Raw genomic sequence first — 14,449 nt, 5'->3', positions numbered from 1 at the left:
ATAGAATGAAGTTGTTTGATAATATAAAGAATATTGGAAAGTTAGTTAGATTGGAGAGGATATTTAATAGAGAAACAGAGAAAACTGTTATTGTTCCTATGGACCATGGAGTCTCAAATGGGCCTATTAAAGGGTTAATTAATATGAAAGAAACAATTAATAATGTTGCTGAAGGAGGGGCTAATGCTGTGCTGTTGCACAAGGGAATTGTTAGACATGGGCATAGGGGATATGGGAAAGATATAGGGTTAATTATCCATTTGTCTGCAGGAACATCAATATCTCCAAATCCACTAAAGAAGGTTATAGTTACAACAGTTGAAGAAGCTATAAGAATGGGTGCTGATGCTGTCTCTGTTCATGTTAATGTTGGTTCTGAAGAAGACTGGGAAGCTTACAGAGATCTTGGTTTAATAGCTGAAACTTGTGAATACTGGGGAATGCCATTAATTGCTATGATGTATCCAAGAGGAAAACATATTAAAAATGAAAGAGATCCTGAATTAGTGGCACATGCTGCAAGACTTGGAGCTGAGTTAGGAGCTGATATAATAAAAACAAGCTACACAGGAGATGTTGACTCATTTAGAGAGGTTGTTAAAGGCTGTCCAGCTCCAATAGTTGTTGCTGGAGGGCCAAAAACTAGAACAGATGAAGAATTTTTACAGATGATAAAAGATGCTATGGAAGCTGGAGCCGTGGGAGTAGCTGTTGGAAGAAATATATTCCAACATGATGATGTTGTTGGTATTACAAGAGCTGTTTGCAAAATTGTCCATGAGAATGCTGATGTAGATGAGGCATTAAAGGAGATTAGAAAATAATTTTTTATTTTTTTGGTGATTTTTATGGAAATTATAGGTTATACTATTGGAGAAACAAGAGTTGATGAAATAACTTTTTTAGCAAAAAAAACTCCTGAAGTAGGGGATTATGTTAAGATAGTTTATGATGGTTATGAGCTTTTAGGGATGATTGAAAGCACAATACAGGGAAATTTAGCTCTAAAAGATATTTGGGATGTTGAACATTTAGAGAAGATTAAAGAGTTTGGAGATGAGGCAAATTACATTATGGGCAAAATAAAGATTTTGGGAGATATTAATAATGATCTAAAACTACCAAGAGTTCCACCAAAACCTGGATTAGCAATATATAAAGCTGATAATTCAATTTTAAAAAGAGTTTTTGCTAATGGACATATAAAAATAGGAAAGCTTATAACAAGGGATGATGTTGATATATATCTAGATGTAAATAAGCTATGTTCAAGACATCTTGCTATTCTTGCCATGACAGGGATGGGTAAATCAAACACTGTGGCTGTTTTACTAAAAGAGCTTAATAAACTAAATGCAACTGTTCTAGTTTTTGATGTTCATGGAGAATATAGAAATTTAGAATGTTATGAATTTAAAATGGATAAATATATTATAAGTCCTTATGTTAATATTTACCAAATTTCAGAAGATGAGCTTTGTGACTTAGCTGATGTAGATCCAAAAGCTACAAAGCAGAGGGCATATATTAAAAGGGCTATAAAGGAAATTAAAGAAGAGAATAGTGAAAATGATTTTTCAGATGCTAAAGATTACATTAAAGCCATAATTGAAAGGTTAGAAGATTATAGAAGTTCAGAAGAGTATAAAAGAGATGAAGGAAGCCTATTAACAGCCATATTCAGGTTAGAAAACTTTTTAAATTTTAAAAAGAAAATAATAACCCTTCATTACAATCCTGTTAATCATATAAGAGAGCACTGTATCAATATAATGCCTATGGAAGAGTTGGATGAGAATGATATTGACATTATTATAAGCTATGTAGCTAAACAAGTTTTAGAGGATAGGAAGAGAATTATTATAGAAAAAGGTAGAGATTTTGCCAAACCAATATTTCTAATATTTGAAGAAGCCCATTTAATAATCCCTAGCAATAGAGAGACAAGAGCTAAATATTACCTTAGTAGAATAGCTAGGGAAGGTAGAAAGTTTGGTGTGGGATTATGCCTTGTTTCCCAACGACCAAAAACATTAGATCCTGAAACATTATCACAATGCTCTAACTTAATAATATCTAAATTAATTGAACCTCATGATCAAAAACATGTTCAAATGGCTTCTGAAAGTTTAAGTGAAGATCTTATGAAACATTTGACAAGTTTAAATATTGGAGAGGCAATAATTCTTGGGCCTTGTATTAAGATTCCTGCACTAGTAAAGATAGATAAGTTTAATGGAGAATATGGAGGAGAAGATTTAGATTTAGTTAAACTTTGGAAAAAGGAAGAGATAAATGATGATATTGATAATGATGCATTTGAATAAATTTATTAAAGGTTATATGTTATGATAATCTTTGGACTTTTTGGAAAAACAGGTTGTGGTAAGACAGAGATATTGAGAGAATTAAAGAAAATGGGGCATAGTGTTATTGATATAGAAGATATTGCTAAAACTAAAGGAAGTGTTTTAGGAGATTTATATCATCTAAAAATGAGGAGTCAAGAAGAGTTTGATAAAATAATTAATGAAGAAATAAAAAAAGCTGAAAAAAGAGGTTATGTGATAGTTGAATATGAAGGAAGAAAGATAGGAGGGGTAAAAAAGTTAGAAATTCCAAAAATATTTGCTGAAGTTAAGAATTACAATTATAAGATTTTAATAGATTGTCCATATGAATGTCAAATTAGAAGATTGTTAGAATTATACAAACCAAAGAATGAATGGGAAAAGGAAATATTAAAAAGTAGGTTTTTAATATTAAAGAACAGTTTAAAAAAAGAAGAGATATTGGGGGCAATAGATAAAATAATTGAATTAATAGATAGAGAAGAGTATTTGGAAGCTGTAAAATTAGCTGAAGAGAGAATATATAGGGTTCATTACTTAAGAGCTATTAAAAAAATCACACCTGACCTTATTGTATATAATAAAGATGTAAAAAAATCAGCTGAAATTATAGATGATTTTGTCAAAAAGAAGCTAAGGGAAATTTATGGATGAGGATATATTGGCGAGATTAATAACATTTGATAAAGATGTGGTTTTAGCAATAGTATTAGATAGTGGAAAGAAAATGATAACTGATGGAGAAAAAATATTAGCTGGAAAAATTGGAGGAGATTTAGCATCTTTTATAATAAAAGAAGCTAAACATATAAAATCTCCAACAGTTAAGGAGTTTAATAATCATAAAATCTATTTTGAGAAGATAAATATAGATAAATTTTTAGGTAGTTTAGACAAGAGTTTTTTAAGAGATGTTATTAATGTTAGTGAATTAATGACATTAAAAAATTATATATTGGTAGATGTAAGATCTCCAAGAGAATTTAAAGAAGGGACAATTGAAGGGGCAATAAATATACCACTATTCTTAGATGATGAGCATGAACTTATTGGGAAAACTTATAAAGAAATGGGTAAAGATAAGGCTATAGATCTAGCTATCAATATTGTTGAAAAAGGTTTAAAGAGAATATTAAATGAGGCAAAAAAGTTAGATAGGGATAAAACTATTGTTGTTTTTTGTGCAAGAGGTGGTTTAAGAAGTCAGGTTATGGCATTGATATTTAAACTTTTGGGTTTTAAAGTTAAAAGGTTATTAGGTGGTTATAAGGCTTATAAGTTATCTTCTATCAAGAAACTCTCTTAAAACAGATGTAGCATAACATCCTTTTTTTAGGCAGAATTTTAAAATATAGCTATTATCTTCAATTTCATATGTTAAGTTATATATCTTACTAATCATTGCCCTTCTATCTCCAATAAATGATCCAAATTTTCCAATTTTAAAATCTTCTGGTTTTAATCCTTCTTCTTCATAAATCTCTCTTTCAATTTCTCCTTGCAAACCAGAAGCAAATTTTGTTTTATATCCAAAAAGTGCTCCTGAAGGATAACTATCAACTAAAATATCCCCCTCTAATTTTTCAAACCCATATTCATATCTCCTATTTATTATCTCATTAAATAGATAAGATTGGTATGCATTAATAAACATACACCTTAAATATGGGGGTAAGATTAGAAAAGCTTTTTCATAACTATCACTTTCCAAATAAGCTTTTATCATTTTTCTTTCATAAAAAAATACTTTTGGAAATTTTTTATATGCTAACCTATATTCCCCTTCATCAATCAACCTCCTAGCAAATTTTGATTTGTCATCATCATATGGTAAAGGTGTGCCACAGTATAGATGAAAAGCTGATTCCCAATCCCTCTCTATAATAAATCTGCCAACTATATGAGTTATTGGTCTTTTATCCCCAAATCTTTGAATACCATAATAGTTTAAAAATATTTTATATTCATTTTTAGCTTTTTTTAAAGTCTCTCTCAACTTTTCTCCTTTAACTTCTGGTTCTCTAACCCTTATTGTAAATCTATTTCCCCACAGGTCTCCTAATTTTATTTTCCAATTAACCTTTTGAAAATCTCTTAATACAATTCCCTTAATTTTTACTCTTTTTAAATCTTCTAATCTAACATTAAAACAGCCAACTCTTTGGGTTGTTATAGCAAATTTATCTTTATTTCCTGCAAAACCAAAATGTTTTCTTGGTTTATTTACCCTATTGGCTATCTCTCTTATAGCATCTATTGTACTCCAATTAACTTTTTCTAAAGTAAAGTGTATATAATTTCCCTTCCAATCTTCAACATCCTTAAACCCTACACTCTTTCCTACCTCTAATATAACCCCATCTTTTGTAATTTCCTCAACAATAAAATCTTCTACATACTTTTTTATAACCCCTCCAGTATATAAGTTAGTTAGATACTTATTCATATTTAATGGCATGCTTTTAAGATAATTTTCTATCCTCTTATCTCTAAACCTTAATCTAAATCTTTTAACTTTCTCCAGCAGGTTCTTTCTACTTTCATTCTTTCTCTCTTTAATTATATTGAACATGCTTTCACTTATTACCTAGGTGATAGTTTGAGAGCTAAGGAAATTTGGAAAGAGTTGTTGAAGATAGCTAAAGATTACTATGATGAAGATAAAAAGTTTTACTCAAAAACAAAAAGAGGGGTTTATAAAATAAAAGGTTTTACTAAAGATAAAATAATCATCAAAAAATTGAGTGGGAAGTTAGATGATGTATTAACAAAAAAAAGATTTATAAATTTGTTTGATGAACTTTTATATGGAGCAGATGTAAAGCCAATATCAATAAAATCTTTTCTTAAGTTACATCCAAAAATAGAAGAGGAAAATAACAAATTGTATTATAGAGGTGATTAGATATGTGCATATTTTGTAAAATAGCTAATAAAGAAATTCCTGCTAAGATAGTTTATGAAGATGACTATGTTGTTTCTTTCTTAGATATAAATCCAAGAAGTAAAGGGCATACTTTAGTAATTCCAAAGAGGCATTATAAAACCTTTGATGAGATGGATGATGAATATCTCTGCCACTTAATGAAAGGTGTAAAAGAGACTATAAAAATTCTAAAGAAACTGAATTTTGATGGATACAATATTGTTAATAATAATGGAAGAGCTGCAGGGCAAGAGATAGAGCATGTCCATATCCACATAATTCCAAGGTATGAGGGAGATGAAGCTATAAAATTTGGAGAAGTTAAAAAGATAGATTTAGATGAGGTTTATAAAATATTAATAGGGTGAAGAATGAAAAAATATATTAAAATTGGATTAATAATTTTTATTTTAATTAATATATTACCCCTAATACCTTTTGTGGTTTATTTGTATGAAAATATTGGTGGAGCTAAAGATATTGGAGAAGTGTTTAAAAACTCTCCATTTGAAAATTTTATTTATTTTGACCATAATGCCCTAATGCTAATGAAGAGCAATAATAACTCTATTTATAAAGAACTTCTAATATTTATTAATGGTATTTATATTTGGGAAGATAATATAGCCATAAAAGCTCCATTAACTTTTATAGCAAGATATTACCCAATAGATGATTTTGAGTATTATAATGGATTGTTAATTAAATGTAACAACCGAAGTTTGTTAAAAAAGCCCAAGAGTGATCTAATAAATTATGTTCCAAAAGATTATAAGGATGTGGTTATTTACAATGGATATTCACTTATTGCTATAAAGTATGATGTAAAAGATAATAAAACCCTCATTTATTATGTTTTTAATTATCCATTTGGAAATAAGACAGTTATAACAAGGGAAGAGAGAGGGGTTATTTTAAATATAAGTAGATTAGTGAAACTATGAAAGTTGTTATAACAAGACCTAAAGAGAGGGCTGAATATTTTAAAAAGCTTTTAGAAAACTCTGGATTTGAACCTATAATTTTTCCTACTTTAGAGTTAAAATATAATGAAGATATAGAAGTTGATATAAAAGGATATGATGGAGTTATCTTCACATCTCCAAGTGGTGTTAGGGGGTTGTATAAAATAGTTAAAAATAGAGATGCTTTAAAAGATAAGATTGTTGCTGTTATAGGAGAAAAAACTGGAAAGGAGGTGGAGAAGTATTTTAATAAAAAACCTGATATAATGCCAAATACATACACTGCTGAAGCCCTATTAGAAGAGCTTAGAAAATACAAAAATTTAAAATTTCTTATCCCTACAACACCAGCTACAAGGGATGTTCTAAAAAATAATCTAAATGCTGATCTTATATATGTTTATCAATCAATTGAACCTGAAGGTTTGAAAGAGAGAGTGGAGCAGTTAAAAGAAATATTAAAAAATGAGAAATTTATTTTAACTTTCACATCTAGCCTTACAGCTAAGAACTTTTTAAAATATGTGGATAATGAGTTTAGAGAATTAATTAAAAAGAATTATATAGTAGCTATTGGGCCAATAACTGCTAAAACTATAGAAGAATTTGGATTTAAAGCTTTAATTCCTAAAAAATATACAATTGAAGGGATGCTGGAGGTTATTAAGAATGTGAGATTATGAACTGGATTGAAAAATATAGACCAAAGTCTTTAAAAGATGTTGTTGGACATGAGAAAGTTAAAGAAAGGCTTAGGAATTGGATTGAAAGCTACATAAGAGGAGAAAAGCAAAAACCTATATTATTATATGGCCCTCCTGGATGTGGAAAAACTACTATGGCATATGCTTTAGCTAATGATTATAACTTTGATGTAATAGAGCTGAATGCAAGTGATAATAGAAGTGCATCTATAATAAAAAGGATTGTTGGACAATCAGCAGTTTCTTCTTCTATATTTGGTAAGAGATTTTTAGTTATTTTAGATGAAGTTGATGGTATCTCTGGAAAAGAGGATGCTGGTGGAGTTGGAGAGATAATTAAGATAATAAAAAAGGCAAAAAATCCTATAATACTGACTGCCAATGATGCCTATGCTCCATCTTTAAGGAATCTTTTACAACATGTAGAGGTTATTGAACTTAAGCCATTAACCACTACACAGATATTAAATGTTTTAAAAAAGATAGCTGAAAAAGAAAACTTAAATGTTGATGAAAAAACTTTAAGATTTATAGCACAAAGATCTGCTGGAGATTTAAGATCAGCTATAAATGACCTTGAAGCTTTAGCCCTTTCCAATGATTTATCATATGAAGCTGCACAAACATTGGCTGATAGAAATAGAGAAGCTAATATTTTTGATGCATTAAGGGTAATATTGAAAACTACAAAATATGGAATTGCTTCAATGGCTTTAATGAATGTTGATGAAACCCCTGATGTTATTATTGAATGGATAGCTGAGAATGTACCAAAGGAATATGAAAAGATAGAAGAGATTGAAAAAGCTTTTGACTATCTTTCTAAGGCTGATATGTTTTTAGGAAGAGCTGTTAGAAAGCAAAATTATAGTTTTTGGAAATATGCTGGAACTTTAATGACTGCTGGTGTGGCTTTAGCTAAAGATGAAAAATATAGAAAATTCACACCCTACAGCTATCCAAAGATATTTAGGCTATTATCTAAGACAAAAGCTGATAGAGAAATTATTAAAAAGATATTAAAGAAGATAGGGGAAAAAACACACTGTTCAACAAAAAGAGCTAGATTTGACTTAGAAGCTCTAAAAATAATAGCTAAGGAAAATAAAGAGTTAGCTGCTGATTTAGTTAAATATTTTGAAATAAAAGAGGATGAATTAAAAGCATTATTAGGAGAAGAGCTTGCATCAGAAATTATAAAAATAATTAAAAAAAGAAAAAAGGAAGATAAGAAAATAAAAAAGAAAGAAGAAGTTAAAAAGGAAAAAGAAGCTAAAAAAGAAACTAAAGAAGAGAAAAAAGAAGAAAATAAAAAAGAAAAGGAGAAAAAGGAAAAACCTAAGCAAATGACTTTAGATGTATTTTTTAAATAGGATTGGTGGTTAAATGATTGTTGGAACAAGGGGTAGTAAATTAGCTCTTTGTCAGACTGAAAAAGTAGTTAATGAATTAAAAAAATTAGGATATGATGTGAATATAAAGATAATAAAAACTACAGGGGATAAAATATTGGATAAAAAACTTTCAGATATTGGTATTGGAGTTTTTACAAAAGAGTTAGACTTAGCTTTGTTAAATAATGAGATAGATATTGCTGTTCATAGCTATAAGGATATTCCTACAGTTTGGCATGATGAATTAACTGTTGCTGCAGTGTTAAAGAGGGATAGCCCATATGACTTAATGATCTGGAGAAAAGATGTGAAAGATATTAAGGTTATTGGAACTTCTAGTCAAAGAAGAAGAGCTTTTTTAAAGGAATTATATCCAAATGCAGAGTTTAAGCTATTAAGGGGGAATGTGGATACAAGGTTAAGGAAGCTTAGAGATAAAATGTATGATGCTATTGTTTTAGCTGAAGCTGGAATTGAGAGGTTAAAAATAGATTTAAGTGAATTTAATTATAAGAGATTAAATATCCTTCCCGCTCCTGCTCAAGGGATAATAGCTGTTGCATGTAGAAAAGGAGATAGAGAGATAATAAATATATTAAAAAAGATAAATCATGAGGAGAGTTATCTACTAGCTGAATGTGAAAGAGCTGCATTAAGGGCATTTGGTGGAGGATGTTTAGAACCTTTTGGAGCTTTAGCTGAATATAAGGATAATATTTTATATTTAAAAGCTAAAACTATTAAAAAAGAGGCTCTTGGAAGGGTTAGATGCAAAATTGATGATATTAAAATGGCTAGACAGTTGGGTGAAGATATAGGAAGAATATTAGCATCCTGAAATATACTCCTTTTCAAAGTCAAAAACAATATCTTTTTCATCTTTATATTTTAAATAAAGTTTTCTATCTTTTATAATCTCTCCACAGTCTTCAGCTGTCATTCCTACATCTTCAAAGAGTTTTTTTATTTCATTAACATTTTCTTTCCTTGCTGTTAATACATACCCACTTCCTGGATAAACTTTAAGCCAATGTTTTAAATCTATATTATCAGGCTTAGGGATCTTTAATAAATCAACTACTCCACCTTTTTTAGAGACCTCAAGTAACATTCCCAACGTACCAATAGCTCCAGGATTACTAATGTCTTTACAAGAATTAGCTAAATTGTTTTCTGCAATGTCTATTAGAACATCCATCTGTGCTCTAACGATCTTTTTTGATTTCATTGTAGTTGTGTCCCAATTTAGTGGAAATTTGTCATACAATCTTCCATCTAAATCATAAGCAAAAATTATTCTATCTCCAACTTTAGCATTATCACTTCTCAATATCTTGTCTCTCTTAGCTATTCCTGTTATAGCAACATCTAAAACATTGCACTGTGCATCTGGATGAGTATGCCCTCCAACCATTGGCACTCCAAATTTTTTAACTCCATCTTTTACTCCTTTCAATACCATTTTACAAGTTTCTTTATCTTTTATACTTAAAATATTTGTCATTCCAATACTTTTTCCACCCATTGCAGCTATATCTTTACAATTAACTAAAACTGAACAATATCCTGCCCACCATGGATCTGCTTCTAATAATTTACCCCAAATTCCATCAGCAGCCAATAGTATAGCATTTTTTCCATCTATCCCTATAACTGCTGCATCATCTCCATAATCAACAATGATATCAAACTCATAATCACTATCAATAAAATTTATTATATTCACTACTTCCTTAATCTCTCTTTTCCTAATTACTCCTTCAAAGTTCTTTATCTCTTCAATTATTTTCTTTAACATAAATTATCCCCAAAAAAATAAGAAAATTTATTTTTTATATCTTTTATAAGATTCCTTTAACATTTCTATTACAGGTAATTCCTCTCCAGCCAAGAATTCTAATGTAGCTCCTCCTCCAGTGCTTATATAGCTTATCTTATCAGAGAGTCCAAACATCTCAACTGCAGCTGATAGGTGACCTCCTCCTATAACAGAGAAAGCTTTTGAATTTGCAATAGCTTTTAAAATTTCTATAGTTCCTTTAGCAAAATCTTTATTCTCAAAAACTCCAGCAGGTCCATTAGCAACAACTGTTTTAGCTTCGGAGATAATTTCTCTATACAGCTCTATTGTTTTTTCTCCAATATCATTTATGGGATAGTTAATACATTTTCCATTTAATTCCATTTCTTCTCTTTTTCCATTCACATTAAGGGCTATATCTATTGGACACACTATTTTATCTCTATACTTATCCAATAACTCTTTAGCTACTTCAATTAATTTTTCAAACTTAAGATTTTTTATTATTTCTAAGTTCACACCTAAATCATAGCCTTTTGCTGCTAAAAATATATTTGCTACTATTCCTGAAGTTAAAACTTTATCAGCTGTACCATTTTCCAAAACATTTTTAATAACCTTGATAGAATCATCTGCCTTAGCTCCACCTAAAACATATACACATGGTTTCTCTGGATTATTTAAAACCTTTGATAATACTCTTATTTCCCTCTCCATCAATCTTCCAGCAATCATTGGCATATAGTAAGAGAAACCTACTAAAGATGGCTGAGCTCTATGAGCTGCTGCAAAGGCATCATTTACAAAATAGTTAAACATTGGATAAAGTGTTTTTATAATGTAGGTATTTGCCTGCTTTTTTGGAGTAATTCCTTTCCAATTTTTCCAATCACTTAAAACTTCCTCAGAGTAGAATCTTATATTTTCTAACATTATTATATCTCCTTTTTCCATATCTCTTATCTCTTTCTTAGCTCTTGACCCTATAACCTCATCTACAAATTTTACATCTCTACCTATAATCTCAGATAACCTTTTAGCATGATTCTTTAATGATGTAAAATCCTTCTTTCCTGGCCTACTTTGATGAGCTATTATAACTACTTTAGCATCTTGTAACTCATTAATAGTATCTTTCACTTCTCTGATCCTTTTATCATCTAATATCTCTCCACTTTCAGGATTTATTGGACAATTTATATCTACCCTCAATATTACACTTCTATTATCAAAATCAAAATCATCTAAGGTTAGCATATTTCCACCTCTAAAAGCTTCCCTACAGCAAATGCTGGGAAAGCTAAAGATATCTCCTTACCATATTTCTCCTTTATAGATATTACATTATAATCTTTTAATGCATCTTTTATAATATCTTCTCCTTGTCCACATATGACTACATCTTTTATCCCATATCTACTAGCAACTTTATTAACATTCTCTCTTATTAAATTTAATATCTTATTATAAAACTGTTCAGCTAAGCTATACAACTCATCCTTGCTAACCATTTCAATATCAGCACATAAAACCCTTGCTAATCTAATATAACAACTTTCTAAATCTTTCCCACCACCATCAGGTGTTTCACAGGAGTAGTCGTTTTCATCAATCTTACCCAGTATTCTACAAATATCAGCTGTTATTGCAAAATACTCTGATGAAATATTTGTCTCTTTACCTCTAAATAATACTCTATTTGTTAGAAATGATAAATTTGTTCTTAAAGCTCCAACATACAACAGCTGATTCTCCATTAACCTTTCCAAATCAGTCTTTTTGGCTAAAATCTTTTTATCTTTTATTGGGATGATATCAGTGGTTGTAGATCCCATGTCTATAAATATGCAATTATCATAAAATTTGCTAATAAATTTAGCTGATGCCATCCAATTTGAAGCTGAAACTTTTAAATAATTCCTTTTAGCTTCATCTAAAGTTAAAAAGTTTCCATCAACATCTAAAACATAAACTTCTTTAAAAACACTTCCTACCTTATTTAATATATCCTCAACCCCTTCTCTCTTAGTTTTATAACAGTCAGCTAATTCAGCAGTCATCACTAGAGCTACCTTATCATCTGAAAAATCTTTTAGCAAATCTACTAACCTATCTTTCATTTTCCATATTGGAAAGTAGATATGATAAACTTTATTATTATCTATATCAACTATTTTTGTGTTAGCTCCTCCTATATCTATACCTAACATAAACATCAACCTGTGATAGTTATGAATCTAAATGGAATATGTAAGAAGGAGGTTAAAAAGTTTAAAGTTGGAGATGTTATTTATTTAAATGGGGTAATATATACTGCTAGAGATAAGGCTCATTTAAAAATAATAGATATATTAAAAAATGGTGAAGATCTTCCATTTAATTTAAATGAAGCAATCATTTACCATGCAGGCCCAATAATGAGAAAAGAAGGAGATGAATGGCATGTTGTATCTATAGGCCCTACAACCTCTGCAAGAATGGATGATATAGAAGAAGAGTTTATAAAATTAACAAATATATCAGCAATTATTGGAAAAGGAGGAATGAAGAAGGAGTTACTAAAGATTTTTAATGAATATAATGTTTTATACCTCTCCGCCCCTGGAGGTTGTGCAGCCCTTTTAGCTAATGCAGTTGAAAAGGTTGAAGATGTTTATTTCTTAGAAGAGTTAGGTATGGCAGAGGCTGTTTGGAAACTTAGGGTTAAGAATTTTGGACCTTTAGTTGTAACTATGGATGCTAATGGAAATAGTTTATATGAAGAAGTGAATAGAAGAGTTTATGAAAGATTAAAAACCCTCATTTAATAATAACTTTCTAACAGAGTATGAAACATGGTGGGCTATGTTAATAGCCTCTTTTTCCCCTCTTGTTCTTGGATATATCACATGCCTCTTTAATATTGATGAAACTTGCTCTTTTGGAAGATTAAAAAATTCTCCTTTTTCACATAGAATATATTCAAACTCTCCACCAATTTTATTTATTAATTCAATAGTCTCTTTTAAAATATCTCTCAATTTTTGAGACTCCTCTTTTTTAATTAACACATCTATCTTTTCAACATGCACTATTCTATCTGCTTCTATCTCTAATAAAACCCCAGCATATACTCTAAAAAACTCTTTATTCTCATGATGTCTTCCTGAAATATCTATTGCCAATACCTTAACCATTTAACCCCCAAATAAGGCTTTTATAAACTGTAAAAAATGTTTTAAATAGATCTAAATTATTAGCCTTAGCATAGTTGTAAATTAACCAATCTATTGGTTCTAAAAATCCTGCTATTGAAATAAAGGTAAATATTGACATTAATAATATAGCTATACTTTTAATACTCACTTTCTCTTTAATTGGATAAAATATATTAGCCAATTCTAAACCCAAAACAACAGCTAAGGAGTATCCAAAAAATTCAAAAATACCATGTGGGACAATAGCTATTAAATCTTTAAATTCTAAATTCACTCCAATAAGTGCTGTTATTGGATTAGCTATGGCAAAGATAAACAGAATACATATAAATCTTAAATATTCCTTCTCTTCAGCTTTTTCTTTTGAACTTAAATAACCTGCTAAAGCAAAAACAGCTATTATCATCATACAAGAGATTGAATTGTTTATTATATAAGAGAGAGCATAAGAGAGATATGGAATAGAAACATTTTGAGATATTACTGAAGAAACTGCATAAAATTTCATTTCTCCAAAAGTCTTAGCAATTTCAGCTGGTTTTTTTATAGGTTCAGATTTTAAGATATTTGATAGGAAGATTAAAAATTTTCCAAAAGAGAATGAGATTAAAAAACCTAACCAAGTTAAAAAATAAGTTAAAGTTATTTTATATTTTAAATTTAGACATAAAAATTTTTTAAACATGTTATATCATCCTTATAGGCCTTATAGCTCCACAAGCTGTACATTTTAATAAATGTATTCTACCTTCTTTAATAATTTTTGTATCTGGTTTTCCACACTCCTTACATAGAACATATTCTCTTAAGAAATCATTTATCCTTGCTTTTAATAATTCAGGGTTAATTCTTCTCTGTAATATTAATCTATTTCCTTCAATACTTCCAGCACTACCAGTTTCTTTAAATAAATACTTAGCTAACATCTCCATATCTCTATTCATAGCTTTAGCAAGTTCTTTAAAGTTCCTTATTATTGTTCTATTTCCTTCTATTAACAACTCTATCTCTGGTAGTTCAAACCTATCTTTTTGATAAACATACTCAGGTATTTGCTCTCTAGCTCTTTTTAGTAAAGCTTTGTAGTCATAATAGTCTATTTCCATATTAT

Annotated in this window: 18 protein-coding genes; 11 read left to right on the top strand and 7 right to left on the bottom strand. The window is 29.5% G+C overall.

Annotation, left to right across the window (positions count from 1 at the left end; genetic code table 11):
• The first annotated feature begins 5 nt into the window (after positions 1-5).
• From METVI_RS0104630 to METVI_RS0104615, 4 genes are read left to right on the top strand one after another with little or no spacing between them, the layout of a single operon-like run.
• On the top strand, positions 6-824 hold the full coding sequence (locus METVI_RS0104630) for a 2-amino-3,7-dideoxy-D-threo-hept-6-ulosonate synthase (protein WP_004593137.1): 819 nt from the start codon (positions 6-8) through the stop codon (positions 822-824).
• A 24-nt stretch (positions 825-848) separates the two neighbouring features.
• Positions 849-2,327 carry a helicase HerA-like domain-containing protein gene (locus tag METVI_RS0104625; protein ID WP_017981074.1) on the top strand — a complete coding sequence of 493 codons (1,479 nt, stop codon included), beginning with the start codon at positions 849-851 and terminating at the stop codon, positions 2,325-2,327.
• Between the two features lie 21 nt (positions 2,328-2,348).
• Positions 2,349-3,005, top strand: coding sequence for a selenouridine synthase SelU-like subunit (locus tag METVI_RS0104620; RefSeq protein ID WP_004594739.1), 657 nt, complete (start codon positions 2,349-2,351; stop codon positions 3,003-3,005).
• Positions 2,998-3,657: a selenouridine synthase SelU-like subunit gene (locus METVI_RS0104615; protein WP_004594741.1), complete on the top strand. Its 660-nt coding sequence runs from the start codon at positions 2,998-3,000 to the stop codon at positions 3,655-3,657. The genes METVI_RS0104620 and METVI_RS0104615 overlap by 8 nt, the downstream gene beginning before the upstream one ends.
• On the opposite strand, the gene truD is transcribed toward METVI_RS0104615, so the two are convergent.
• On the bottom strand, positions 3,631-4,923 hold the full coding sequence (gene truD / locus METVI_RS0104610) for a tRNA pseudouridine(13) synthase TruD (RefSeq protein ID WP_004594742.1): 1,293 nt from the start codon (positions 4,921-4,923) through the stop codon (positions 3,631-3,633). The genes METVI_RS0104615 and truD overlap by 27 nt on opposite strands.
• 27 nt (positions 4,924-4,950) lie before the next feature.
• On the opposite strand from truD, the gene METVI_RS0104605 reads away from it, so the two are divergent.
• The 6 genes from METVI_RS0104605 (at position 4,951) to hemC (ending at position 9,178) form a co-directional block, all read left to right on the top strand.
• Positions 4,951-5,256, top strand: coding sequence for a hypothetical protein (locus tag METVI_RS0104605; RefSeq protein WP_004594743.1), 306 nt, complete (start codon positions 4,951-4,953; stop codon positions 5,254-5,256).
• Between the two features lie 2 nt (positions 5,257-5,258).
• A complete protein-coding gene (locus METVI_RS0104600; protein ID WP_004594744.1) occupies positions 5,259-5,645 on the top strand; it encodes an HIT family protein in 387 nt (128 codons plus the stop codon).
• A gap of 72 nt (positions 5,646-5,717) precedes the next feature.
• Positions 5,718-6,221, top strand: a complete 504-nt coding sequence (locus tag METVI_RS0104595) for a hypothetical protein (protein WP_394296186.1) — start codon at positions 5,718-5,720, stop codon at positions 6,219-6,221.
• Positions 6,218-6,925: a uroporphyrinogen-III synthase gene (locus METVI_RS0104590; protein ID WP_017981072.1), complete on the top strand. Its 708-nt coding sequence runs from the start codon at positions 6,218-6,220 to the stop codon at positions 6,923-6,925. The genes METVI_RS0104595 and METVI_RS0104590 overlap by 4 nt, the downstream gene beginning before the upstream one ends.
• Entirely contained in the window at positions 6,922-8,319 is a 1,398-nt protein-coding gene (locus METVI_RS0104585) for a replication factor C large subunit (RefSeq protein ID WP_004589800.1), read from the top strand. The genes METVI_RS0104590 and METVI_RS0104585 overlap by 4 nt, the downstream gene beginning before the upstream one ends.
• Before the next feature lie 13 nt (positions 8,320-8,332).
• Positions 8,333-9,178, top strand: coding sequence for a hydroxymethylbilane synthase (gene hemC / locus METVI_RS0104580; RefSeq protein ID WP_004589801.1), 846 nt, complete (start codon positions 8,333-8,335; stop codon positions 9,176-9,178).
• Here hemC and METVI_RS0104575 read toward each other — a convergent pair.
• Genes METVI_RS0104575 through mfnF form a run of 3 tightly spaced genes read right to left on the bottom strand, consistent with a single transcriptional unit; the run spans position 9,167 to position 12,351 of the window.
• On the bottom strand, positions 9,167-10,138 hold the full coding sequence (locus METVI_RS0104575; protein WP_004589802.1) for a methanogenesis marker 2 protein: 972 nt from the start codon (positions 10,136-10,138) through the stop codon (positions 9,167-9,169). The genes hemC and METVI_RS0104575 overlap by 12 nt on opposite strands.
• A gap of 27 nt (positions 10,139-10,165) precedes the next feature.
• The gene (locus METVI_RS0104570) at positions 10,166-11,398 is read right to left on the bottom strand and encodes a phosphoglycerate kinase (protein WP_004589803.1); all 1,233 of its coding nucleotides are present in this window, start codon (positions 11,396-11,398) and stop codon (positions 10,166-10,168) included.
• Positions 11,392-12,351 (bottom strand): (4-{4-[2-(gamma-L-glutamylamino)ethyl]phenoxymethyl}furan-2-yl)methanamine synthase, encoded by a 960-nt coding sequence (gene mfnF, locus METVI_RS0104565; protein WP_004589804.1) that lies wholly within the window; start codon positions 12,349-12,351, stop codon positions 11,392-11,394. The genes METVI_RS0104570 and mfnF overlap by 7 nt, the downstream gene beginning before the upstream one ends.
• Before the next feature lie 21 nt (positions 12,352-12,372).
• Here mfnF and METVI_RS0104560 point away from each other — a divergent pair, with 21 nt between their 5' ends.
• Positions 12,373-12,948 carry a FumA C-terminus/TtdB family hydratase beta subunit gene (locus METVI_RS0104560; RefSeq protein WP_017981071.1) on the top strand — a complete coding sequence of 192 codons (576 nt, stop codon included), beginning with the start codon at positions 12,373-12,375 and terminating at the stop codon, positions 12,946-12,948.
• Here METVI_RS0104560 and METVI_RS0104555 read toward each other — a convergent pair.
• The 3 genes from METVI_RS0104555 to METVI_RS0104545 are packed head-to-tail and all read right to left on the bottom strand — an operon-like array spanning position 12,931 to position 14,444.
• A complete protein-coding gene (locus tag METVI_RS0104555; protein ID WP_004589805.1) occupies positions 12,931-13,317 on the bottom strand; it encodes a DUF2209 family protein in 387 nt (128 codons plus the stop codon). The two genes, METVI_RS0104560 and METVI_RS0104555, sit on opposite strands and share 18 nt — an antisense overlap.
• Positions 13,310-14,023, bottom strand: a complete 714-nt coding sequence (locus METVI_RS0104550) for a hypothetical protein (RefSeq protein ID WP_004589806.1) — start codon at positions 14,021-14,023, stop codon at positions 13,310-13,312. The genes METVI_RS0104555 and METVI_RS0104550 overlap by 8 nt, the downstream gene beginning before the upstream one ends.
• A 1-nt stretch (position 14,024) precedes the next feature.
• Positions 14,025-14,444, bottom strand: a complete 420-nt coding sequence (locus tag METVI_RS0104545) for a translation initiation factor IF-2 subunit beta (RefSeq protein ID WP_004589807.1) — start codon at positions 14,442-14,444, stop codon at positions 14,025-14,027.
• Positions 14,445-14,449 lie beyond the last annotated feature (5 nt).

Origin of the sequence: Methanocaldococcus villosus KIN24-T80, from assembly GCF_000371805.1 — an archaeon.
Classification (GTDB): domain Archaea; phylum AGJL01; class Methanococci; order Methanococcales; family Methanocaldococcaceae; genus Methanocaldococcus; species Methanocaldococcus villosus.
Note: the sequence above shows the minus strand (reverse complement) of the source record. Positions and strands in the feature narration are given on the sequence as shown.

Excerpts from the sequence above, each read along its gene's own strand:
- METVI_RS0104585 (WP_004589800.1), top strand. The coding sequence starts at position 6,922 with ATGAACTGGATTGAAAAATATAGACCAAAGTCTTTAAAAGATGTTGTT.
- METVI_RS0104625 (WP_017981074.1), top strand. The coding sequence starts at position 849 with ATGGAAATTATAGGTTATACTATTGGAGAAACAAGAGTTGATGAAATA.
- METVI_RS0104555 (WP_004589805.1), bottom strand. The coding sequence starts at position 13,317 with ATGGTTAAGGTATTGGCAATAGATATTTCAGGAAGACATCATGAGAAT.
- METVI_RS0104600 (WP_004594744.1), top strand. The coding sequence starts at position 5,259 with ATGTGCATATTTTGTAAAATAGCTAATAAAGAAATTCCTGCTAAGATA.
- METVI_RS0104575 (WP_004589802.1), bottom strand. The coding sequence starts at position 10,138 with ATGTTAAAGAAAATAATTGAAGAGATAAAGAACTTTGAAGGAGTAATT.
- METVI_RS0104630 (WP_004593137.1), top strand. The coding sequence starts at position 6 with ATGAAGTTGTTTGATAATATAAAGAATATTGGAAAGTTAGTTAGATTG.
- truD (WP_004594742.1), bottom strand. The coding sequence starts at position 4,923 with ATGTTCAATATAATTAAAGAGAGAAAGAATGAAAGTAGAAAGAACCTG.
- METVI_RS0104550 (WP_004589806.1), bottom strand. The coding sequence starts at position 14,023 with ATGTTTAAAAAATTTTTATGTCTAAATTTAAAATATAAAATAACTTTA.
- METVI_RS0104560 (WP_017981071.1), top strand. The coding sequence starts at position 12,373 with ATGAATCTAAATGGAATATGTAAGAAGGAGGTTAAAAAGTTTAAAGTT.
- hemC (WP_004589801.1), top strand. The coding sequence starts at position 8,333 with ATGATTGTTGGAACAAGGGGTAGTAAATTAGCTCTTTGTCAGACTGAA.
- METVI_RS0104615 (WP_004594741.1), top strand. The coding sequence starts at position 2,998 with ATGGATGAGGATATATTGGCGAGATTAATAACATTTGATAAAGATGTG.
- mfnF (WP_004589804.1), bottom strand. The coding sequence starts at position 12,351 with ATGTTAGGTATAGATATAGGAGGAGCTAACACAAAAATAGTTGATATA.
- METVI_RS0104620 (WP_004594739.1), top strand. The coding sequence starts at position 2,349 with ATGATAATCTTTGGACTTTTTGGAAAAACAGGTTGTGGTAAGACAGAG.
- METVI_RS0104545 (WP_004589807.1), bottom strand. The coding sequence starts at position 14,444 with ATGGAAATAGACTATTATGACTACAAAGCTTTACTAAAAAGAGCTAGA.
- METVI_RS0104590 (WP_017981072.1), top strand. The coding sequence starts at position 6,218 with ATGAAAGTTGTTATAACAAGACCTAAAGAGAGGGCTGAATATTTTAAA.
- METVI_RS0104570 (WP_004589803.1), bottom strand. The coding sequence starts at position 11,398 with ATGCTAACCTTAGATGATTTTGATTTTGATAATAGAAGTGTAATATTG.